We start from the raw sequence: 20,912 nt of genomic DNA on the forward strand, positions 1-20,912 counted from the left end.
GGGCCTCGGGGCCGTCGCGGTGGCCGCCGTCCCCGTCCACGGGGCCGGCCGCACGACCGTCGCCGCCGGCAACGGCCTTCCCGGCCCGCCGAACTCCCCCCGGGCGTACGGTGCGCGGGACCCGACTGCACCGGCCGGGACCCCGAGGCCATGGGGTGCGGCGGGCCCCTCGCCACCACCGTCGCCCGCGCCGTCGTCGGCGGGGCGACCGTCGAGGTCCGCCACAGCGAGACCTGCGGCGCCTCCTGGGCCCGGCTCACCGGCGGCGCGCCCCAGGACACGGTGACGATCCGCGTCGGGGAGGCGGAGCGGAGCGCGACCGTCGCCGAGAGCGCCGACACCGTGGCGACGGGGACCGACGCGTACACGCCGATGGTCGCGGTTCCCGCCGACACGACCGCGGAGGCCTGCGGCCTGCTCGCGGACGGCAGCGAAGGCTGCACCACCAGCCCGTGAACGCATGCGCGGACCGCCCGCGGCGGCCCCGCGGGCGGGCGGCAGTGAGCCGGACCACAAGGGGTCGGGGATTCAGCGGGGCCCGGGTCGGATAGCCTGACCGCTGGATATCTCTTCATGTCGAGACACCGATCGATCAAGAGAGCTATCCCGCACCAGGGGCAGGGACCCCCACCGCCAGCTGTCTTACGGAGATCGCCATGACCCGCACTCCCGTGAATGTCACCGTGACCGGCGCGGCCGGCCAGATCGGCTACGCGCTGCTCTTCCGCATCGCCTCCGGCCACCTGCTCGGCGCGGACGTGCCGGTCAAGCTGCGCCTCCTCGAGATCCCCCAGGGCGTGAAGGCCGCCGAGGGCACCGCCATGGAGCTCGACGACTGCGCCTTCCCGCTGCTCAAGGGCATCGACATCTTCGACGACCCGAACCAGGGCTTCGAGGGTGCCAACGTCGCGCTGCTGGTCGGCGCCCGCCCGCGTACCAAGGGCATGGAGCGCGGTGACCTGCTCGCCGCCAACGGCGGCATCTTCAAGCCGCAGGGCAAGGCCATCAACGACCACGCCGCGGACGACATCAAGGTTCTCGTCGTCGGCAACCCGGCCAACACCAACGCCCTGATCGCCCAGGCCGCCGCCCCGGACGTGCCGGCCGAGCGCTTCACCGCGATGACCCGCCTGGACCACAACCGCGCGCTGTCGCAGCTCGCGGCCAAGACCGGCGCGTCGGTCGAGGACATCAAGCGCCTCACCATCTGGGGCAACCACTCGGCGACCCAGTACCCGGACATCTTCCACGCGGAGATCGCCGGCAAGAACGCCGCCGAGGTCGTCAGCGACGAGGCGTGGCTGGCCGACACCTTCATCCCGACCGTCGCCAAGCGCGGCGCCGCGATCATCGAGGCCCGTGGCGCGTCCTCCGCCGCCTCGGCCGCGAACGCCGCCATCGACCACGTCCACACCTGGGTCAACGGCACCGCCGCGGGCGACTGGACCTCCATGGGCATCCCGTCGGACGGCTCGTACGGCGTCCCGGAGGGTCTCATCTCCTCCTTCCCCGTCACCTGCACCGACGGCACGTACGAGATCGTCCAGGGCCTGGAGATCAACGACTTCTCGCGCGCCCGCATCGACGCCTCCGTGCAGGAGCTCGCCGAGGAGCGCGACGCGGTCCGCGAGCTCGGCCTCATCTGAGCCCCTGCTCCACGCGCCCGGCGCCCCCGCACCGTACGACCGACCGTACGGCGCGGGGGCGCCGTCTCTCATGCCAGGGGGCGGGCTGCCCGGCGGCCCGGGGTCCGGCGCCGCGGGCCGCGCGGATCCGCGGCCGCCGAACCGCTCACGCCCCGCGCGGGGTGTAGTGGCCCGGCGTCATCCGGGTGGACACGGCGATCCGGTTCCAGGCGTTGATGACGACGATCGCGCTGATGACGCGGGCCAGTTCGGTCTCGTCGAAGTGCCGCGCGGCGCGGGCGTACACGTCGTCGGGCACGAAGCCGTCCGTGAGGACGGTGACGGCCTCGGTGAGGGCCAGGGCGGCGAGCTCCCGCTCGGTGTAGAAGTGCCGGGACTCCTCCCAGGCGGACAGCTGCACGATCCGCTCGACGGTCTCGCCCTCGGCAAGCGCGTCCTTGGTGTGCATGTCGATGCAGAAGGCGCAGTGGTTGATCTGCGAGGCCCGGATCTTGATCAGGTGGTAGAGGGTCGGGTCGATGTCCTTCGCCGCCGCCGTCTCCAGGCGCAGCATCGCCCGGTAGAACTCGGGGACGCGCTCGGCGAGGGGGAGGCGGGGGGCGTGCTCGGAGGCGTGCTCGGCCGGCGCGACGGTGCCGAGCGCGTCCGTGGGGTGCGTGAGGTGCGTGGGGTGTGTGTGCGTGGTCATGTCTTCACCGTACGAGCCAGGTGGCACAGGAGTATGGTCCATTCGTATGGCTGACGAGTGGGCCACTTTCGGGGCCGACCTCCACCTCGAACTGCGCGGACCGCGGCTGCGGGCCGGGCTCATGGACGCGCTGCGCGAGGCGGTCCGCAGCGGGCGGCTGGCGGCGGGCACCCGGCTGCCGTCCTCGCGGTCGCTCGCCGCCGACCTGGGCATGGCCCGCAACACCGTCGCCGACGCCTACGCGGAACTGGTCGCCGAGGGCTGGCTCACGGCCCGGCAGGGCTCCGGCACCCGGGTCGCCCGCCGCGCCGAACCCCGCCGCGCCGCACCCCGCCGCGCCGAACCCCGCCGCGCCGAGCCCCGGCGCACGGAACCCCGGCGCACGGAGGCGCGCCGCTCCGAGTCCCCGCGCGCCGCGCCCCGGCGCGCGGAGCACCGGCCGGGAGTGGTCCCCGCCGCTTCACCTCCCGGGCGCGCCCTGCCCCGGCCCTCCGCGCCCGCGCACAACCTCAAGGCGGGCACCCCCGACCTGGCGTCCTTCCCGCGCGCCGAGTGGCTCAAGGCGTACCGGCGGGCCCTCACCGCCGCCCCCAACGAGGCCTTCGGATACGGCGATCCGCGCGGCCGCACCGAACTCCGTACCGTCCTCGCCGAGTACCTGGCCCGCGCGCGGGGCGTGTACGCGCGCCCCGAGCGGATCGTCGTCTGCGCGGGCTTCGTGCACGGACTGATGCTGGTCGGGCAGGTGCTGCGGAGCCGCGGTGTCCGGGACGTCGCGGTGGAGTCGTACGGGCTCGGCCTGCACGCGGACCTCCTGACCGGAGCGGGCCTCGGGACCCCGGCGCTGCCGTTCGACGAGCGGGGCACCCGGGTCGACGACTCCGGTCCGCTCGCCTCGGCCGGGGCGGTCCTGATGACGGCGGCCCACCAGTTCCCGCTGGGCGGCGCCCTGCCCCCGGACCGGCGCGCGGCGGTCGTCGACTGGGCGCGGGCCTCGGGCGGTTTCGTCCTGGAGGACGACTACGACGGGGAGTTCCGCTACGACCGGCAGCGGGTGGGCGCCCTCCAGGGCCTCGATCCCGAGCGGGTCGTGTACCTGGGGACGGCGAGCAAGTCCCTCGCCCCGGGGCTGCGGCTCGCGTGGATGGTGCTGCCGGAGAGCCTGGTCGGCGAGGTGGTGGCGGCGAAGGGCGCGGTGGACTGGGTGTCCGGCGCGCCGGACCAGCTGGCCTTCGCGGAGTTCCTGGCCTCGGGGGCGTACGACCGGCACGTACGGGCGATGCGGTTGCGCTACCGGCGGCGCCGCGACCAGCTGGTGGCGGCGGTGGCGGCGCGCGCGCCGGAGACGAGGGTCAGCGGGATCGCGGCCGGCCTGCACGCCGTCCTGGCCCTGCCGCCGGGCACGGAGCAGGACGTGCTGCGGGCCGCTGCCTGGAACGGCCTCGCGGTCCAGGGCGTGAACCAGTTCCGCCGCCCGACGGTCCCGGCGACCCTGGACGGCCTGGTCGTCGGCTACGGCACCCCCTCGGACAGCGCCTGGCCGGGTGCGCTCGACGCCCTCCTCCGCACGCTTCCGTGAGCAAGGAGCGCGGAGCACTCGGCGGCCGGGGCGTGAGCGGAGGTTAGCCGGGTATGCGGGGTCCACACGACGAAGCGTCACCGCATCACGAGGAAATGGGGCCCAACATGATGATCGTCGGAATCATCGCCATATGCGTGGTACTCGCCGTTCTGGCGTTCTTCCTGCCGCGCCTCTCCAAGCACCCCCAGCGCGGCACCCAGAAGACTCTCGGCCTGGGATCCCGCGCGGGCGGCAAGGCTCCCGGCGTTCTGGGCCGTCTCTTCAGTAAGCCGTTCCGCAGCAGCTCGAAGGCGGTCGGCAAGAGCGGCTCCGCCGGCCGTCGCGCCCGTGGTCACATGCCGTTCTGACCCCGCACCCCTCTCGGCCCGGCCCCGACCTCCGTCGGGAGCCGGGCCGCGGTGCGTCTGCGGCGGGCGGTCCGGCACGGTGTGCGGCTCCGCGCGCTCCCCGTCCGCGACTCGAAGCTCCCGACCGGCCCCGTCCTCGCCGTGCCGGCCGCCGCCTTCTCCGCGTTCGTCGAGGGCGTCAAGGGCGGGCAGCTCAGCGCCTGACGTCGGCGAAAGGCCCCGCTCCGTAGTCAGTTGGAGAGCGGGGCCCCGTCATGTCCGTACTCAGTCCGTCCGTTCCGGCGGTTCGCCGAAGCGGGCGAGGGTCAGGGAGCCCGCCACCGCGATCGCGAAGCCGGTGACCGCGAGCCAGCCGAGGTTCTCGCGGGTCGTGTCGCCGAGCCAGGCCACGCCGATGATCGCCGGACCGATCGTCTCGCCCAGGACCGAGCCCGCCGTCGCCGTCGTCACCGAGCCGCGCTGGAGCGCCGAGGTCAGCAGCAGGAACGCCGCTCCGCCGCCCACCAGCAGGGCGTACAGCGACGGGTCCGTGAGGTCGATCCCGTCGATCAGCCGGACCGCCACCTCCACCACCCCGAAGCCGAAGCCCGCCCCCAGGCCCAGGACCAGCGCGCGCGGCTTCTCCGGCAGCCGGCCGCCCGCCACCCCGAGCAGCAGCACGCCGAACGCGGCGGCCAGCAGACCCCAGGGCAGCCACTCCGGGCCCGGCCGGTGGCCCTCCTTCCCCGAGGTGAGGGCGAGGAGCGCCAGGCCCGCGCAGACCACGCCCACGGCCGTCCACTCCACCCGGCTGAGCCGCACCCGCAGCAGCCGGGAGGCGATGACCGCCGTGACCGCCAGGCTCGCCGCGAGCGCCGCGCCGACCACATAGATCGGCAGGGTCCGCAGCGCCACGATCTGGAGGGCGAAGCCGAGGCCGTCCATGCCGAGGCCGAGCACGTACCGCCACTGCCGCAACGCCCGCCACATCAGGGCGACGTCCACACCGCCCCCGGTGCCCGGCGTCGCGGCGCGGGCCGCCATCGCCTGGAAGACGGAGGCCGCGCCGAAGCAGACGGAGGAGGCGAGAGCGCAAATCATCCCGAGTAGCACGAAACGACTCTAGGGGCTGCGGCTGGAATCGAGCGGCCTACACTGTGCGGTCGCGACTGCGAAGGGGAGGGCCAGGACATGCGGAGGCTGAGGTCGAGCACGGTGGTGCTCGGCGGGATGGGAGTGCTCGCGGCGACGATCACCGCGTGCGGCTCCGACCCGGACAAGCGGTGCGTCGACCCGGTGACCCGGGAGACGCTGCCCAGCTACGAGTGCGACGACGACAAGGGCAGTAGCTCCCACCGGGGTTCGTACTACTACGGCGGCTCCATAAGCGACAACCGCGTGAGCGGCGGCAGCTTCGACAAGAAGGCCGTGGACAGCGGCGGCTTCGGCTGCTCCGGTTCCGGCGGCGGCTGAGAGAGGTCCGGCACATGCGACGGCACACCATCGAGCCCCGGCCGGGCTGGCAGGAGACGGTGGAGGAGCAGGGGCTCGTCTACCCGCTGACCCGCTACCCGGACGGCTCGCTGCGCCCGTACTGGGACGAGAGCGCGTACTACTCCTTCGGGCTGCCCGAGGTCGAGGCCCTGGAGGAGGTCGTCGAGGAGCTGCACGCGATGAGCCTCGCGGCGGCCGCGCACATCGTCGAGCGGGACCGGTTCGCCGAGCTGGGGATCACCGACCCCCGGCTCGCGTCGCTGGTCGCCGAGTCCTGGCGGCGGCGGGCCGAACTGCCGTCCCTGTACGGACGGTTCGACCTCCGCTACGACGGCACCGGGCCGGCCAAGATGCTGGAGTACAACGCCGACACCCCCACCTCGCTCGTCGAGGCCGCCAGCCCGCAGTGGTTCTGGATGGAGGAACGATTCCCCGGCGCCGACCAGTGGAACTCCCTCCACGAACGGCTCGTCGACGCGTGGAAGCGGCAGGCCCACCTGCTGCCTCCGGGCCCCCTCCACTTCGCGCACTCGGACGGCGACGAGCTCGGCGAGGACCTGATGACGGTCGCGTACCTGCGCGAGACCGCCCAGCAGGCCGGCCTGGAGACCGAGGCGCTCTCCGTCGAACGGATCGGCTGGGACCGGCTCTCGGGCCGCTTCGTGGACGACCGGCTCCGGTTCATCCGCAGCTGCTTCAAGCTCTACCCGTGGGAGTGGCTGACCACCGACCGCTTCGGCCCGCACGTCCTGGACACCCTCGACAACGGTGGCGGCACCGGCACGACCTGCTGGATCGAGCCCGCCTGGAAGATGCTGCTCTCCAACAAGGCGCTCCTCGCGATCCTGTGGGAGCTGTACCCGGGCCACCCCAATCTGCTGCCCGCCTATCTCGACGGACCGCGGGAACTCGCCGCCACCACCGGCTGGGTCGCCAAGCCGCTGCTCGGCCGCGAGGGCGCCGGCGTCACCCTGCACGAGGCGGGCACGGAGCCGTTCGTACGGGACGGGGAGCCCTGCTGCTACCAGGAGCTGGCCCCGCTCCCCGACTTCGACGGCAACCGGGTGGTGCTCGGCGCGTGGGTCGTCGAGGACGAGGCGGCGGGTCTCGGCATCCGGGAGTCGGCGGACCTCGTCACCGACGAGTACGCCCGCTTCCTCCCGCACGTGATCCTGTAGGCCCCGGCGTCGGACCCCGGCTGTCCCCGTCGGATCCGGTCGCTCGCCCGCTCGCCCGCTCGCCCGCTCGCCCGCCTGCCCGCCTGCCCGCCTGCCCGGCCTCGGCCTACTCGGGCACGTAGTCCCGCAGCGGGGCCGGGCGCAGGCCCGCGGCCTCGGCGGCCGCCAGGGCCCGGGTCAGGTCGTCCTCCAGCGTCTCGTTGAAGTGCAGCAGGATGATGTCGCCGGCCTTGAGCGTCGGCGTCGGCGGGCTCCACTGGCCCCAGGTGGTGAGGTCGTACGTCCAGGTGACCAGCGCCTTCGCCCCGCAGGCGCGGGCCGCGGTCCGGGTCGTCGCGTCGTACACCCCGTAGGGCGGGCGGATCAGCCGGGGGCCGTCGCCGAACTGGGCGAGGTGCCGGTCCCGGGCGCCGCAGAACTCCGCCGTCTGGCCGGCCGCGTCGAGGGCGGTCAGGTCCGGGTGGTTGACCGTGTGGTTCTCGACGCGGGAGGGGCCCCCGGCGAGCAGGTCGCGGAAGTAGCCGGAGTCGTACGAGTAGGCGCCGGGCAGCAGGAACAGCGAGGCGGGCACCCGGCGGTCGAGCAGCAGCTTCGCGGCGGCGGGGTCGTGGAACCAGCCGTCGTCGATGGTGATGAAGACGACCGGGTCGGTGGTGTCGATGCGCGGGACCACCGGGACGGGCTCGGGCCAGGCCGCCCGCGGGGCGGCGTGCGCGGGGCCCGTGACCGCGCCGAGGAGGGCGAGGGGGACGGCGGCGGCGAGCGCGGCACGCACGGCGTGGCGCAGGCTGAGTCTCGGCATGGCGGCATCATTGGCCTAGACCAACTGCCGTGTCAATGGTCCGGGTTGACCCACTCCGCCCCACGACCGCCGCCCCCTCTACCAGACCCCCGTCACTCCCCGGCCAGACCCCCGTCACTCGGCCAGGGCCCGCTTACGCCCCGCCGGGACCGCCTCAGTCCCCGGCCGGGACCGCCTCAGTCCCCGGCCGGGACCGCCTCAGTCCCCGGCCGGGACCGCCTCAGTCCCCGGCCGGGGCCGCCGGTCACGCTCCCTGGCCAGGTCCCGCCTCACTTCCCGGCCCGGGCCCGTGGCCAGGGGTCACCGTCACCCCCTGGCCAGGCCCCGTCTCACTCCCCGGCCAGCACCCCCCTCAACTGGTCCAGGCCCCAGTCGAGGTCCTCCTTCGAGATGACCAGCGGCGGGGCGATGCGGATCGTCGACCCGTGGGTGTCCTTCACCAGGACCCCCCGCGCCATCAGCTTCTCCGAGATCTCCCGGCCCGTGCCGTGCGACGGGGCGATGTCCACCCCGGCCCACAGACCGCGCCCGCGCACCGCCTCCACCGCCCCGCCGCCCACGAGCAGCCCCAGCTCGGCGTGCAGGTGCTCGCCCAGCTCCGCGGCACGCTCCTGGTACTCGCCCGTCCGCAGCATCGCCACGACCTCCAGCGCCACCGCGCAGGCCAGCGGGTTCCCGCCGAAGGTCGAGCCGTGCTCACCCGGCCTGAACACCCCGAGCACCTCGCGGTCGGCGACCACCGCCGACACCGGCACCACGCCGCCGCCCAGCGCCTTCCCCAGCACGTACACGTCCGGCACCACGCCCTCGTGCTCGCACGCGAACGTCCGGCCCGTCCGGCCCAGACCCGACTGGATCTCGTCCGCCACGAACAGCACGTTCCGCCGGCGGGTCAGCTCCCGCACTCCCGCGAGATAGCCCGCCGGCGGGACCAGGACACCCGCCTCGCCCTGGATCGGTTCGAGCAGCACCGCCACCGTGTTCTCGGTGACCGCGGCCTCCATCGCCGTCAGGTCGCCGTACGGAACGATCTCGAACCCCGGCGTGTACGGACCGAAGTGGTCCCGCGCCTCGTGGTCCGTGGAGAAGCTCACGATCGTCGTCGTCCGGCCGTGGAAGTTGTTCGCCGCCACCACGATCTTCGCGTGCCCGTCCGGCACGCCCTTCACCTCGTACCCCCACTTCCGGACGGTCTTCACGGCCGTCTCGATCGCCTCCGCTCCGGTGTTCATCGGCAGCACCGCCTCCTTCCCGCACAGCTCGGCGAGCCGGGTGCAGAACTCGGCGAACCGGTCGTGGTGGAAGGCGCGCGACGTCAGCGTCACCCGCTCCAGCTGGGCCTTCGCCGCGTCGATCAGACGCCGGTTGCCGTGCCCGAAGTTGAGCGCCGAGTAGCCGGCGAGCATGTCGAGATAACGGCGCCCCTCGACATCGGTCATCCAGGCGCCGTCCGCCGAAGCGACGACGACCGGCAGGGGGTGGTAGTTGTGAGCGCTGTGCGCCTCCGCCGAAGCGATCGCGTCTTGTGTGCTCGACACGGGATCTCCGTTCGTCCTGCGGCTCGGGGGGTGACCCCGACGAGGGGATGTGGCCCCTGTTTCTATCGTCGCTCGGATGCCGGACCGGGAAACCTCGCGCGCGCCACGCCCGCTACTCTGACCCCACGCACGGCGACTGGCGCGCGGGGAAGCGACCCCGGGGGAGCCGTGCGCGGCAGACCACACGAGACGCCGCCCGCCTGGGCGTCACGGGACCGAAGTCCCGCGTGGCGCCGCGCCTCACGCAGTGCCCCGGGACCCACCGACGCCCGGAGGACCCCGTCATGACCGCACCGCAGCACCCGTACCCGCACCCCGCGCTCGCCGCCACCGACCCCGAACTCGCCGCCCTCGTGAGCGCCGAGGAACGCCTCCAGGCCGAGACCCTGCGGATGATCCCCAGCGAGAACTACGTCTCCACAGCCGTCCTCGAAGCCTCCGGCACCGTCCTCCAGAACAAGTACAGCGAGGGCTACCCCGGCCGCCGCTACTACGAGGGCCAGCAGATCATCGACCAGGTCGAGACCCTCGCCGTCGAGCGCGCCAAGGCCGTCTTCGGCGTCGACCACGCCAACGTCCAGCCCTACTCCGGGTCCCCGGCCAACCTCGCCGTCTACCTCGCCTTCGCCGAGCCCGGCGACACCGTCATGGGCATGGCGCTGCCGATGGGCGGCCACCTCACCCACGGCTGGGGCGTCTCCGCCACCGGCAAGTGGTTCCGCGGCGTCCAGTACGGCGTCCGCCAGGACACCGGCCTCATCGACTTCGACGAGGTCCGCGACCTCGCCCTCAAGGAGCGGCCCAAGGTCATCTTCTGCGGCGGCACCGCGCTGCCCCGCACGATCGACTTCGCCGCCTTCGGTGAGATCGCCCGCGAGACCGGCGCCGTGCTCGTCGCCGACATCGCCCACATCGCGGGCCTGGTCGCGGGCGGCGCCCACCCGTCCCCCGTACCGCACGTGGACGTCGTCTCCACGACCACCCACAAGACCCTGCGCGGCCCGCGCGGCGCCATGCTGATGTGCCGCGAGGAGCATGCCAAGGCCCTCGACAAGGCCGTCTTCCCCGGCCTCCAGGGCGGCCCGCACAACCAGACCACCGCCGCCATCGCCGTCGCCCTCCGCGAGGCGTCCCTGCCCTCCTTCCGCGACTACGCCCACGCCGTCGTCGCCAACGCCAGGGCCCTCGCCGAGGCGCTCCTCGTCCGCGGCTTCGACCTGGTCTCCGGCGGCACCGACAACCACATCGTCCTGATGGACCTCACCCCCCAGCAGGTCCCGGCCAAGATCGCGGCCAAGGCCCTCGACCGGGCGGGCATCGTCGTCAACTACAACACCGTCCCCTACGACCCCCGGAAGCCGTTCGACCCCTCGGGCATCCGCATCGGCACCCCCTCCCTCACCTCCCGCGGGCTCGGCACCGCGCACATGCCCCTGGTCGCCGCCTGGATCGACCGCGCTGTCGCGGCCGCCGGCACCGGCGACGAGCAGGCCCTCGCCACGATCCGCACGGAGGTCGCCGACCTGCTCACCGCCTTCCCGGCCCCCGGCCTCACCGTCTGACCGGCCCCGGCCGGCCGGCCCCCGGGCCTTACCGTCCGACCCGCCCCGGACTCCCCGGCCGACCCGGCCGGGGAGTCCGCCAGGAGCGTGGGGCCCGCCGTACGGACCTCGTGCGTCCAGGCCGTGCCCGTGCCGTCCGTCATCGGGAACGTCAGCAGGTGCGGGGCCCCTGCCGGCCCGCCGACCGCACTGTGTTCCTGGTCTCATTGACGACGATCCGCAGCAGCCACGGCCGGAACGCCGAGCCCTCCTCGAAGCGCCCGAGCGAGCGGTACGCCTTGAAGAAGGCCTGCCGCACCACGTCCTCGGCCGCGGCGCCCGCACCGCACGCCACCGCCGCTCCCAGCGCGACCGCCGTGTGCGCGCGGACCAGCCCCGCGTACGCCTCCGGCTCTCCGGCGCGCACCCGAGCGATCACCGCGGCCTCATCGTCGACCAGGCCCCCCTCCCGCGTCCTCACACCGTTGACGCACCGGCAGTCCGGGATCGGTTCCCACACCTGAGAGAATGATGTGCATGGCCTCTGACGTTCCCCGCGTGCTCTCCGGAATCCAGCCCACGGCAGGCTCGTTCCACCTCGGCAACTACCTCGGCGCCGTCCGCCAGTGGGTCGCCCTCCAGGAGTCCCACGACGCCTTCTACATGGTCGTCGACCTGCACGCGATCACGGTCCCCCAGGACCCCGCCGAGCTGCGCGCCAACACCCGGCTGGCCGCGGCGCAGCTGCTCGCCGCCGGCCTCGACCCCGAGCGCTGCACGCTGTTCGTCCAGAGCCACGTCCCCGAGCACGCCCAGCTCGGCTGGGTCATGAACTGCCTCACCGGCTTCGGCGAGGCCTCCCGCATGACCCAGTTCAAGGACAAGTCCGCCAAGCAGGGCGCCGACCGCGCCACCGTCGGACTCTTCACGTACCCGATCCTCCAGGTCGCCGACATCCTGCTCTACCAGGCCGACCAGGTCCCGGTCGGCGAGGACCAGCGCCAGCACATCGAGCTGACGCGCGACCTCGCGGAGCGCTTCAACGGCCGCTTCGGCGAGACGTTCACCATCCCGGCGCCGTACATCCTCAAGGAGACCGGGAAGATCTACGACCTCCAGGACCCGTCGATCAAGATGAGCAAGTCGGCATCGACGCCGAAGGGCCTCATCAACCTCCTGGACGACCCGAAGATCAGCGCGAAGAAGGTCAAGAGCGCGGTCACCGACACCGACACGGTCATCCGCTTCGACCCGGAGAACAAGGCCGGCGTCTCCAACCTGCTCAGCATCATGTCCACGCTCACCTCCACCTCCGTCGCGGACCTGGAGAAGAGCTACGAGGGCAAGATGTACGGCGCGCTGAAGACGGATCTCGCCGAGGTCATGGTGGACTTCGTCACTCCGTTCCGGACCCGCACCCAGGAATACCTGGACGACCCCGAGACGCTGGACTCTGTCCTGGCCAAGGGAGCGGAGAAGGCCAGGGCGGTCGCCGCGGAGACGCTCGCGCAGACGTACGAGCGCATGGGCTTCCTGCCGGCCAAGCACTGAGACCAAGGACCCTGGCCCAAAGGGCGGTGGAGGCCGCACACTGGCGGCTGGACCACCCGACACAAGTCGACCGACGACGGAGGAGAACGACGTGGGGACCGTAACGCTCGGCGTTTCGATCGCGGTCCCGGAGCCCTACGGCAGCCTGCTCCAGGAGCGGCGCGCCGGCTTCGGGGACCCGGCCGCCCATGGCATCCCCACGCACGTCACGCTCCTCCCGCCGACCGCGGTGGAGGAGGCGCGGCTGCCGGAGATCGAGGCGCACCTGGCCGGTGTCGCCGCGGCCTGCCGGCCGTTCCCGGTGCGCCTCCGGGGCACCGGGACCTTCCGCCCGGTCTCGCCGGTCGTCTTCGTGAAGGTCCAGGAGGGTGTGTCCCCCTGCAGCCGGCTCCAGCACGACATCCGGGACGAGGCGGGCCCGCTCGCGCGCGAGCTCCAGTTCCCGTACCACCCGCACGTCACCGTGGCACACGGCATCTCCGAGGAGGGGATGGACCGCGCGTTCGAGGAACTGGCGGGGTACGAGGCGGCCTGGAACTGCCGGTCCTTCGCGCTGTACGAGCAGGGCGCGGACGGCGTGTGGCGGAAGCTGTACGACTACGAGTTCGGCAGCGGCCGCCCCATCTCGGCCGTCCCGGCCCAGGGCGGCAGCCCGGTCGACACGCCGACGGCGACCCCGTACGGCTGACCTGGCAGGGGGCCGCCGAGACGGCGGCCCCGCCCGCGCCGCCCGCGCGGCGTCACATCGGCGGCGAGAGCCGCCCGCACGCGCCCGCGAGCCTCATACCGGCGGCGAGAGCCGCCCGCACGCGCCCGCGAGCCGCGGCCCGAGACCCCCCGCCCGCGCCCGCACGGCCGACAACCGGCCGCCGCGCAAAGGGACCCGCGCACGCGCCTCCCCGCCTCACACCGGCAGCAGCCGGAACAGCGGCCTCGGCAGGTGGCGTACCGCAGTCATCACCATCCGCAGCGTCCCCGGCACCCACACCGTCTCCGAGTGCCGCCGCAGCCCCAGCTCGATCGCGGTCGCGACCGCCTCGGGCGTGGTCGCGAGCGGGCTCTCCGCCCGCCCGGCCGTCGCCTCCGAGCGGACGAACCCGGGCCGTACGACCATCACGTGCACGCCCGTGCCGTGCAGCGCGTCCCCGAGGCCCTGGGTGAAGACGTCGAGCCCCGCCTTCGACGAGCCGTAGATGAAGTCCGCGCGGCGGGCCCGCTCGCCCGCCACCGAGGACAGCACCACCAGCGAGCCGTGCCCCTGCTCCTGGAGCGCGCCCCCGCACACCAGTCCGGCCGAGACCGCGCCGGTGTAGTTGGTCTGCGCGACGCGCACGGCGGCGACCGGGTCGGACTCGTCGTGCGCCTGGTCGCCGAGGACCCCGAAGGCGAGGAGCACCATGTCGATGGTCCCCTCGGTGAAGATCTTGCCGATCCGTTCCTCGTGCGACTCGGTGTCGAGCGCGTCGAAGGGCACGGTCCGCACCTCGGCGCCGAGCGCCCGCAGCGATTCCGCGGCAACGGCGAGCGCGGGGGAGGGCCGCCCGGCGAGCCAGACGGTACGGGTACCGCGGGCGATCAGCCGCCGGGCGGTGGCGAGCCCGATCGCGGAGGTGCCGCCGAGGACGAGCAGGGACTGAGGGGCACCGAAGGCGTCCTTCACGGGGGCTCCTAGAGGTCGAGGCGGCGGGAGAGGTCCGGGGCGAGGACGGACCGGGCGTCGAGCGCGGCCCGCGGCGCCCGGAACCCGCCGAGCGACGGGTCCGTCGCGGCCGGCACCTCCGGGCGTACGCGGGAGTCCCTGGCGAGGTGGACACGAACGGCATCGACCCACGCGCGCGTGCGGCCGTGGGGCCGCCGCACGCGCGCGTGGGTCGGTGCGGTGCGTCCCCGGCCGGTGGTCGCCGCGCGGTCGTCGTCAAGGAGACGGGTCTCGACAGCCATGGAGGTGACCGTATCGCCGCGTCTGTCTCTTATGCCGGTATTGCGGGGCGGTTCGTCGGAACGGGTGAGGAAAGGAGGACCCGGAGAGAACCTCCGCGGCCGTCGGCCGACGGCGGGACGCGGCCGGTGACGGCGGGGCGCGCGAGGCCGCTCGCCCCGTGCGGGATGTCGCTCGCGTCCTCACGGCCTCCGGCGGGGGATTCTCGTACCGCGCTCCCTGCGCACGCGAACGGATCGAGGGGCAGACGTACGACATGGACTGGCTGACCAAGCTCCCCGTCATCGGCCCCTGGGTCGCCCGACTCATGAGGACCCACGCCTGGCGTTCGTACGAGACCCTCGACGCGGCCCACTGGACGCGGCTCGCCGCCGCGATCACCTTCCTGTCGTTCCTCGCCCTCTTTCCGCTGATCACGGTCGCGGCGGCGGTCGGGGCGGCGCTCCTCAGCAAGGACCAGCTCGACACGATCGAGGAGAAGATCGGCGACCAGGTGCCCGGCATCTCCGACCAGCTCGACATCGGCGGGCTGGTCGCCAACGCCGGCACGATCGGACTGGTCGCCGGCGCGCTTCTGCTGGTCACCGGCATCAGCTGGGTCGGCTCCATGCGCGAGTGCCTGCGCGCGGTGTGGGGGCTCGACGACATCGAGGGCAACCCGGTCCTGCTCAAGGGCAAGGACGGGCTCATCCTCCTCGGCCTCGGCGGCGTGGCCCTGGCCTCGCTCGCCGCGTCCTGGCTCGGCTCCACCGCCGTCGGCTGGAGCGCCGACCGGGTCGGGATCTCCGGCGAGGGCGCCGGCGGCTACCTCCTGCAGGCGGCCGCCGTCCTGGTCGGCGTCGTCGCCGACTTCCTGATCCTGCTGTACGTCCTGACGCTGCTGCCCGCCGTGCATCCGCCGCGCCGTCGGCTCGTCGTGGCGGCGCTGATGGGCGCGGTCGGCTTCGAACTGCTGAAACTGCTGCTCGGCGGCTACATGAAGGGCGTCGCGGCGAAGTCGATGTACGGGGCGTTCGGCGTGCCGATCGCCCTGCTGATCTGGATCAACTTCACCGCGAAGCTGCTGCTGTACTGCGCCGCCTGGACGGCCACGGGCTCCAAGGGGGAGTCCGCGGCCGAGGACACGGCCGACGGCACGTCCGGGGACGGGGCCGGGGACGGCGCCGCTACGGGTTCACGTCCGGGTCCTGCCGGGCCCGGCGACGACGTCCCGCCGCCCCGGCCAGCGGCCAGCGGCGGTTGACCAGGAAGACCGCGCCGGCGAGGAGCACCAGCACCCCGCCGGCCACGCCGAGCGCGATCCCGATGCCGCCGGACCGCTCCTCGGAGGCGGCGTGCACGGTGCCGTCGGGGGCGTTCTTGCCGGGCGCGGGGACCGAGCCGTCGTCCGGGGCGGCCGACTCGGTACGGGCGGACAGCGGCGGCACCAGCTCGCCGACCGGGGTCACCTTCCCGGAGGCCGCGAAGCCCCAGTCGAGCAGCCGGGCCGTCTCGCGGTAGACCGCGTGCTGCTCCTTCGACGAGGGGTTCATCACGGTGACGAGCAGGACCTTGCCGTTGCGCTCCGCGACGCCGGTGAAGGTGGCACCCGCGTGCGTGGTGTTGCCGTTCTTGACGCCCGCGATGCCCTGGTACGGGGCGACGCCGAGGTCGCCGGTGAGCAGCCGGTTGGTGTTCTGGATCTCGAAGCTCTCGCGCTTCTTGCCCGGCTTCTGCTCGCCGGGGAAGACGGCGCGGGGCGTGGCGGCGTACTCGCGGAAGGCCGGCTTCTGCATGCCGCTGCGGGCGATGAGCGTCAGGTCGTACGCGGAGGAGACCTGGCCCGGGGCGTCGTAGCCGTCGGGGGAGACCACGTGCGTGTCGAGCGCCTGGAGCTCGACCGCGTGCTCGTTCATCTCCTTCACGGTCTGGCGCAGACCGCTGTTCATGCTGGTCAGGACGTGGACGGCGTCGTTGCCCGAGCGAAGGAAGACTCCGAGCCACAGGTCGTGGACGGTGTAGGTCTGCTTCTCCTTGATGCCGACCAGGCTGGAGCCGGCTCCTATCCCGGCCATGTCGGCGGTGGTGACGAGGTGCTTCAGCCGGGCGTCGGGGAACTTCGGCAGCAGGGTGTCAGCGAAGAGCATCTTGAGCGTGGAGGCGGGGGCGAGGGGCCAGTGCGCGTTGTGCGCGGCGAGGACCTCGCCGCTCTCGGCGTCCGCGACGACCCAGGAGCGCCCGGACAGCTCCTTGGGCAGCACAGGGGCGCCGGGCCCCAGCTGCACCTGGGTGCCGGGGTTGCCGAGCAGCGGTCCGCCGAGCGAGGACATCGCGTTCGGGGGCTTGGGCTGCTTGTCCTTCTCGTCCTTCGTGTCCGCGTGGGCGGGCACGGCGGCGACGAGCGGCAGGAAGAGAGCAGCAGTGACCGCCCAAGCGGTCTTTTTCGAAGCAGACACGGTCGTGAACGTACAGGCACGGAACAAGGATCCGAACCTCGCCTGGCGGTTCGGCCGCCCCCGTCCACCCGTCCGCGGGCCCGAAGGGACCGACGGCAAGCCCGCCCGCACGCGGTTCAGCCCTCGCGTCTCCTGGGTCCTGCTCGCGTGCGGGGTGCGGGGCTGCTTCATCTGGATCACTTTCTGTACGTGGCCGACCGGCCACCTGCCGGGGGAAGACAGACGCTTCACACCTTCAAGACGTCAATCGACCCACCGGGGATCCACACCGGCCCACCCGGTGTTCGAAGCCCGCACACAAAGGGCGGCAGAGGTCGGCTCTCCAGCTCCGCTCCACGGCCGCATCGGCGAAGTGGGCTCGGCTCGGTGCGACGGGTGCCCAGGAGGCGTCCCCGCCGATGCGGTGGAGGCGGACCACCGAGCAGGCGGACCACCGAGCCGACGGAATCTCCCCTCGAACTACCGAGGCATGAGTCGTGCGGGAGTGACGAGCCGGGCCTGCTCGAAGAGGTCTCGCGCAGCGTGATTCTTGAGATGCGGCCTGATGCGGCTATGCATGGCCCTGATGCGGTCGTCCGCCCGGCCGGATTGGAGACTGGGATAGTCGTCCAGGGCGAGTCTCCACGTCGCGCACGCCGCCTCAAGGTGCCCCAGGTCGAGCTGCCTCTCGGCGAGAGTGCAGCGGTGCCGGACGCGGGCGCGCCGATAGACACTCTGGCGCAGTCGGTCGGACTGTTCCATCGCCTCGATCGATCCGGCGACGTCGCCGAGCTCGTATCGGACCTGGCTCGTGTGGTAGAGGAGCGATGACGGGTCGTACGAGCCGAAAGCCTTGGACTGAGACTCGGCTTTCTCCATCGCCACTTCGGCTTCGCGTAGGAAGCGCTGCGCTTTGACGCGGGCTCCCGTCTGCGCTGCCGCATGGGCTTGCTGTCCCACGAGGAACGCGCGCATGCGCGGTCCCGCCTGCGGTGAGGCTGCCGCCGCCGCGTCCGCGAGGCGCATCGCCTCCTTGCCGTGCCCCAAGTCGACCGCCTGAACACTCATCCCTCGCAGGGTGGTGCAGAACGTCAAGTGATCTTCTGACGCTCCGGCGAGTTCAAGTGCCTTGAGGTAGTACCTCTGAGCCAGGCCGTGCAGTCCTTCGTCGACCGCCATGTAGCCCGTGAGGTAACAGAGATCCGAGACCGCCCCCATCATGGCCTTGCGGACAGGCTCCGGAGCTTCCATTCGCAGGTAGGGAGTCGCCGTGTTCACCAGGAACGCGGCAGCCATGGGCCGGGCGGTACGCCCGCCGAACTGGTCGTCCAGCGCCGAGATTCGCTCGGTCATCGCGGCCACGGTCTGAACGTCGGCCATCCCTATGCGCTGAACGTCGCCCTTCTGGACGGCTTCCATCCTGCCCACGACGTCAGGCCAATTCGGGACGGTCAACGCGACGGAGAAGAGGCCGACACCGAGGATGCTTCGGCGGGACGGATCCATGTCGTGCCTCCCCAGGTCCAACAGCCCCTCCACCGTACTGGGGTGCTCGGGGCGTTGATCAGTGGGAGCCGTGCGAAACCCGGCCTCGCTGGGCGTCACAGGGCGCTGCAGCCGACGGGTGAGGGCTTCCAGGATCAGCGGTCGCACGTCCTCCTTCGGCACATGGCCCTTGAGCCACTGATGTACCGACGGCTCTCGGTAGCGCAGAGGCGTCCCGCGCTCCGTCCCCAAGCGGTTGATCTCCTGCGCGAACTGTCGCAGCGTCCAGCCGGACTCCCGGTACAGCCGCTCTAGCCCCGTGTTCGGTTCCGGGTTGCCCACCGGCCCTCAACTCCCCGCGCTATGAAGCCGCTTAAAGCTCTTAAGTCCCGCCTCCGTTGCCACCGTACCGCTGAGCGTAGTCACGCGGTTGCCTAGTGCGAGCAGAGATCGCCGCAAGGGACGACGCCACAGCGAGGGACCCGGACATGGATCACAAGCGCGCCCGCGAGACAGACGACGTGGACGAGCCGACCGCCCCGATACAGGCGGGCGGCGGATTCTGGCGGCTCGCGCCGGAATGGGTGCCCCGGAGCGGTTACGCGACTCCCACCCGGCCCGTGTTGCTTCGGCTGCGCGACGGGCTGGAGGGGAAGCGGCGCCGTGAACCTGCCTGAGGGCCCGCGCGAACACCCGCGGGTGTGGGAGCCGGGAGAGGTCGTCCAGGACACGAGAACGGGCCGCGTGGGCCGCGTGATGGGCCATGTCGGCCCGCGTCACCAGCTTCGTCCGCTGAATGGGGGTAGGGAATGGGAAGCCGATCCGGAGGAGATGGTCCCGGCGCGGCAGTCGGACGCGCTCACGGACCGGGTGGCCGAAGCGAACCGGCTCAGCCGGGAGTACAAGCCCCGGGCATGGTGAACCGCAGGCCTCGGCCGCACGGGAACACCGGTCTCTTCGTCGGGCTCAAGGTCTACGAGTCCTCGCACGACATGGTGGGGGTCGTCGCCGGCTTCGACCCGGGCGGAATCGTTCGCCTCGTGCGGCCGACGGGCTACGAGTGGACCGCTCCCTGGACGCGTGTACGACCGGCCGGCGAACGGGAGCGGCGGCAGCTTGCCGCTCTCGCGAAGCTCCACCGAACGCGCTGCGCGGGTCTCGCCGCGTAGGTGGCGGCCGGCAGCGCGAGACATCTCCCGCTCTCCCTCCGCGAACCGGCGGCGGAGGGTCCCGCGCCATCCGTCCGGGAGCAGAGCGGGCATCACTCCCGTCCGTCGAGAGACGGCAAGGGCGGACGGGTGGCAAGTGCAGTACTCCACACCAACAGGAGGAGACAGCCATGACGGCTACCACCCACGACCTTCGTACCGGCCGTGCGCTGGTCGACCCGGAGCTGTTCGACAGCATCGCCGAGTTCACCGTGAACCACTTCGGCCACGACCGGGCGAAGGCCGAGCGAGCCACGGATCAGGCACTCGCGTTCCTCGCCACGGTCGGCACGGCCACGGTGAAGATGGTCCCGTCGGACGACGTGGACGCCGCGCTGCACGCGTTCATCCTGCACACCGCCGACTACCGTGCGTTCTGCCGCAGGCACGGGGGCCGCTTCCTGGAGCACAACCCGCGCCCCGGCGGTGGGGGCAGGGTCCTGGAGGAGGTCCAGGCGACGGCTCACGCGATCAAGGCCGGCGGGTTCGTGGTCATGGACGACCTGTGGACCGTGAACGGCGAGAACGCGGCGCAGTGCGACGCGGACTGCGGACGCGACTACCGGGCCGTCTGACCGTCGGTACTCTCCGACCTTGACGTGAGCGCGGCCGACTCCCGAGCCCTCGGGGGTCGGCCCCGTCGTGGAGGTGCACACGCATGAGTCCCGAAGGGCCGTACGAACCGCCCGAGGGTGCGCTCCTGTTGCTGGACCCTGGTCACAGGCAGCTGGTTCTGAACCGGCGGGGGTCCACCGTCTGGAAGGTCACGACGGATCTCGGCCCCTACGCCGTGAAGGTGGGCCATCCCACCAGGGCGCACGCGTGGACCGCTCTGGCGCCCGCTCGCGAAGCGGCGATTCTCCGGCAGCTCACCCATGAGCGGATCTTCAGCGGGGAGTGGGAACACGGCACGTGGGCTGCTCAGCCGTGGCGGCGTGGAGACAGCCTGCACGACCGGTGGGCATCCTGCCGGAGCGGGGAGGCCGAGCCGGACCTCGGAGAGGCACTGTCGTGCGCGCTCGCGCTGTCGGCCCTGCACGGCAGGGGCTGGGCGCACGGGGACGTGCAGCCCGCGCACTTCCTCCTGGGGGAGCCGGGCGGCGCCTCCCTGATCGATCTTGGGCTGTCCAGTGGCGGGCCGGTTCCCCGCGTGTACGACTTCCCGTACCGGGGCTGTCTCGTCCACTACGAAGCGCCGGAGATCTCGGCAGGTGTGCTGGGGTCCGGCACGGTCACACCGACGCGGGAAGCGGATGTGTACGCGCTGGGGGCGGCACTGTTCATCAGCGCGACCGGATGGCGGCACGTGGCCTACCCGGACGACGCGTCCCGGGAGGAGCAGCGGCGGGCGATCGTGGCGGGCCCCCACCGGCCCGTGCGGGTCCCCGGGCCGCTGGGCCCTCTCATCCGCCACATGCTCAGCCCCTCGGCCGCCGACCGGCCCACCGCCGCCGAGGTCTGCGACAGGCTGAGCGCCGTCGTGTAGAGCGGCCCCATGAGGCCCCGTCCGTGCGCCCCCC

At 72.7% G+C, this 20,912-nt stretch carries 22 protein-coding genes and 1 pseudogene; 14 read left to right on the forward strand and 9 right to left on the reverse strand.

All coding sequences use genetic code 11. The features are described 5' to 3' along the window. Both EAO70_RS29120 and EAO70_RS29125 read left to right on the forward strand, forming a co-directional pair. Positions 1-456, forward strand: a 456-nt coding sequence (locus EAO70_RS29120; RefSeq protein WP_148006574.1) for a DUF2690 domain-containing protein, incomplete at its 5' end; no start/stop codon positions are given. A gap of 200 nt (positions 457-656) precedes the next feature. Next, a complete protein-coding gene (locus EAO70_RS29125) occupies positions 657-1,646 on the forward strand; it encodes a malate dehydrogenase (RefSeq protein WP_148005834.1) in 990 nt (329 codons plus the stop codon). A 145-nt stretch (positions 1,647-1,791) separates the two neighbouring features. Here EAO70_RS29125 and EAO70_RS29130 read toward each other — a convergent pair whose 3' ends face one another. After that, positions 1,792-2,334 carry a carboxymuconolactone decarboxylase family protein gene (locus tag EAO70_RS29130; RefSeq protein ID WP_148005835.1) on the reverse strand — a complete coding sequence of 181 codons (543 nt, stop codon included), beginning with the start codon at positions 2,332-2,334 and terminating at the stop codon, positions 1,792-1,794. 46 nt (positions 2,335-2,380) lie between these two features. Here EAO70_RS29130 and EAO70_RS29135 point away from each other — a divergent pair, with 46 nt between their 5' ends. From EAO70_RS29135 to EAO70_RS29145, 3 genes are all read left to right on the forward strand, one after another. Beyond that, complete coding sequence (locus EAO70_RS29135; protein ID WP_148005836.1) at positions 2,381-3,913, forward strand: PLP-dependent aminotransferase family protein; 1,533 nt, start codon at positions 2,381-2,383, stop codon at positions 3,911-3,913. A gap of 107 nt (positions 3,914-4,020) precedes the next feature. Further along, positions 4,021-4,263, forward strand: coding sequence for a DUF6411 family protein (locus EAO70_RS29140; RefSeq protein ID WP_148005837.1), 243 nt, complete (start codon positions 4,021-4,023; stop codon positions 4,261-4,263). 51 nt (positions 4,264-4,314) lie between these two features. Further along, entirely contained in the window at positions 4,315-4,467 is a 153-nt protein-coding gene (locus EAO70_RS29145; RefSeq protein ID WP_148005838.1) for a DUF397 domain-containing protein, read from the forward strand. A 60-nt stretch (positions 4,468-4,527) separates the two neighbouring features. Here the strand turns inward: EAO70_RS29145 and EAO70_RS29150 are convergent, their stop codons facing one another. After that, positions 4,528-5,343: a hypothetical protein gene (locus tag EAO70_RS29150; RefSeq protein ID WP_148005839.1), complete on the reverse strand. Its 816-nt coding sequence runs from the start codon at positions 5,341-5,343 to the stop codon at positions 4,528-4,530. 90 nt (positions 5,344-5,433) lie between these two features. On the opposite strand from EAO70_RS29150, the gene EAO70_RS29155 reads away from it, so the two are divergent. Beyond that, positions 5,434-5,715 carry a hypothetical protein gene (locus EAO70_RS29155; RefSeq protein WP_148005840.1) on the forward strand — a complete coding sequence of 94 codons (282 nt, stop codon included), beginning with the start codon at positions 5,434-5,436 and terminating at the stop codon, positions 5,713-5,715. Between the two features lie 14 nt (positions 5,716-5,729). Then, positions 5,730-6,914 (forward strand): glutathionylspermidine synthase family protein, encoded by a 1,185-nt coding sequence (locus EAO70_RS29160; protein WP_148005841.1) that lies wholly within the window; start codon positions 5,730-5,732, stop codon positions 6,912-6,914. 106 nt (positions 6,915-7,020) lie between these two features. Here the strand turns inward: EAO70_RS29160 and EAO70_RS29165 are convergent, their stop codons facing one another. Beyond that, positions 7,021-7,716 (reverse strand): polysaccharide deacetylase family protein, encoded by a 696-nt coding sequence (locus tag EAO70_RS29165; protein WP_148005842.1) that lies wholly within the window; start codon positions 7,714-7,716, stop codon positions 7,021-7,023. Positions 7,717-8,045: 329 nt separating this feature from the next. Further along, on the reverse strand, positions 8,046-9,254 hold the full coding sequence (rocD, locus tag EAO70_RS29170; RefSeq protein WP_148005843.1) for an ornithine--oxo-acid transaminase: 1,209 nt from the start codon (positions 9,252-9,254) through the stop codon (positions 8,046-8,048). Between the two features lie 284 nt (positions 9,255-9,538). Here rocD and glyA point away from each other — a divergent pair, with 284 nt between their 5' ends. Next, complete coding sequence (gene glyA, locus EAO70_RS29175; RefSeq protein WP_148005844.1) at positions 9,539-10,816, forward strand: serine hydroxymethyltransferase; 1,278 nt, start codon at positions 9,539-9,541, stop codon at positions 10,814-10,816. 169 nt (positions 10,817-10,985) lie between these two features. On the opposite strand, the pseudogene EAO70_RS29180 reads toward glyA, so the two are convergent. Further along, positions 10,986-11,276: pseudogene (locus EAO70_RS29180) on the reverse strand (RNA polymerase sigma factor); the annotation flags it as partial. Between the two features lie 56 nt (positions 11,277-11,332). On the opposite strand from EAO70_RS29180, the gene trpS reads away from it, so the two are divergent. After that, a complete protein-coding gene (gene trpS / locus EAO70_RS29185; RefSeq protein WP_148005845.1) occupies positions 11,333-12,346 on the forward strand; it encodes a tryptophan--tRNA ligase in 1,014 nt (337 codons plus the stop codon). Between the two features lie 91 nt (positions 12,347-12,437). After that, positions 12,438-13,034 carry a 2'-5' RNA ligase family protein gene (locus tag EAO70_RS29190; protein WP_148005846.1) on the forward strand — a complete coding sequence of 199 codons (597 nt, stop codon included), beginning with the start codon at positions 12,438-12,440 and terminating at the stop codon, positions 13,032-13,034. Positions 13,035-13,250: 216 nt separating this feature from the next. Here the strand turns inward: EAO70_RS29190 and EAO70_RS29195 are convergent, their stop codons facing one another. Both EAO70_RS29195 and EAO70_RS40115 read right to left on the reverse strand, forming a co-directional pair. Then, positions 13,251-14,006 carry a decaprenylphospho-beta-D-erythro-pentofuranosid-2-ulose 2-reductase gene (locus EAO70_RS29195; RefSeq protein ID WP_148005847.1) on the reverse strand — a complete coding sequence of 252 codons (756 nt, stop codon included), beginning with the start codon at positions 14,004-14,006 and terminating at the stop codon, positions 13,251-13,253. An 8-nt stretch (positions 14,007-14,014) separates the two neighbouring features. Continuing rightward, the gene (locus tag EAO70_RS40115) at positions 14,015-14,287 is read right to left on the reverse strand and encodes a hypothetical protein (protein ID WP_187284089.1); all 273 of its coding nucleotides are present in this window, start codon (positions 14,285-14,287) and stop codon (positions 14,015-14,017) included. A gap of 254 nt (positions 14,288-14,541) precedes the next feature. Between EAO70_RS40115 and EAO70_RS29205 the strand changes: the two genes are divergently transcribed. Continuing rightward, the gene (locus EAO70_RS29205) at positions 14,542-15,528 is read left to right on the forward strand and encodes a YihY/virulence factor BrkB family protein (RefSeq protein WP_148006575.1); all 987 of its coding nucleotides are present in this window, start codon (positions 14,542-14,544) and stop codon (positions 15,526-15,528) included. On the opposite strand, the gene EAO70_RS29210 is transcribed toward EAO70_RS29205, so the two are convergent. Further along, complete coding sequence (locus tag EAO70_RS29210; RefSeq protein ID WP_187284090.1) at positions 15,452-16,720, reverse strand: D-alanyl-D-alanine carboxypeptidase family protein; 1,269 nt, start codon at positions 16,718-16,720, stop codon at positions 15,452-15,454. The two genes, EAO70_RS29205 and EAO70_RS29210, sit on opposite strands and share 77 nt — an antisense overlap. A 459-nt stretch (positions 16,721-17,179) precedes the next feature. Further along, positions 17,180-18,526: a tetratricopeptide repeat protein gene (locus EAO70_RS29215; protein WP_148005848.1), complete on the reverse strand. Its 1,347-nt coding sequence runs from the start codon at positions 18,524-18,526 to the stop codon at positions 17,180-17,182. Positions 18,527-19,098: 572 nt separating this feature from the next. On the opposite strand from EAO70_RS29215, the gene EAO70_RS29225 reads away from it, so the two are divergent. From EAO70_RS29225 to EAO70_RS29235, 3 genes are all read left to right on the forward strand, one after another. Then, positions 19,099-19,353, forward strand: coding sequence for a hypothetical protein (locus EAO70_RS29225; protein ID WP_148005849.1), 255 nt, complete (start codon positions 19,099-19,101; stop codon positions 19,351-19,353). Between the two features lie 170 nt (positions 19,354-19,523). Continuing rightward, the gene (locus tag EAO70_RS29230; RefSeq protein WP_148005850.1) at positions 19,524-19,967 is read left to right on the forward strand and encodes a hypothetical protein; all 444 of its coding nucleotides are present in this window, start codon (positions 19,524-19,526) and stop codon (positions 19,965-19,967) included. An 83-nt stretch (positions 19,968-20,050) separates the two neighbouring features. Beyond that, the gene (locus EAO70_RS29235) at positions 20,051-20,878 is read left to right on the forward strand and encodes a protein kinase domain-containing protein (RefSeq protein WP_148005851.1); all 828 of its coding nucleotides are present in this window, start codon (positions 20,051-20,053) and stop codon (positions 20,876-20,878) included. Positions 20,879-20,912: the final 34 nt, after the last annotated feature.

Origin of the sequence: Streptomyces sp. adm13(2018) (genome assembly GCF_008042145.1) — a bacterium.
In the GTDB taxonomy this organism is placed as follows: Bacteria; Actinomycetota; Actinomycetes; order Streptomycetales; family Streptomycetaceae; genus Streptomyces.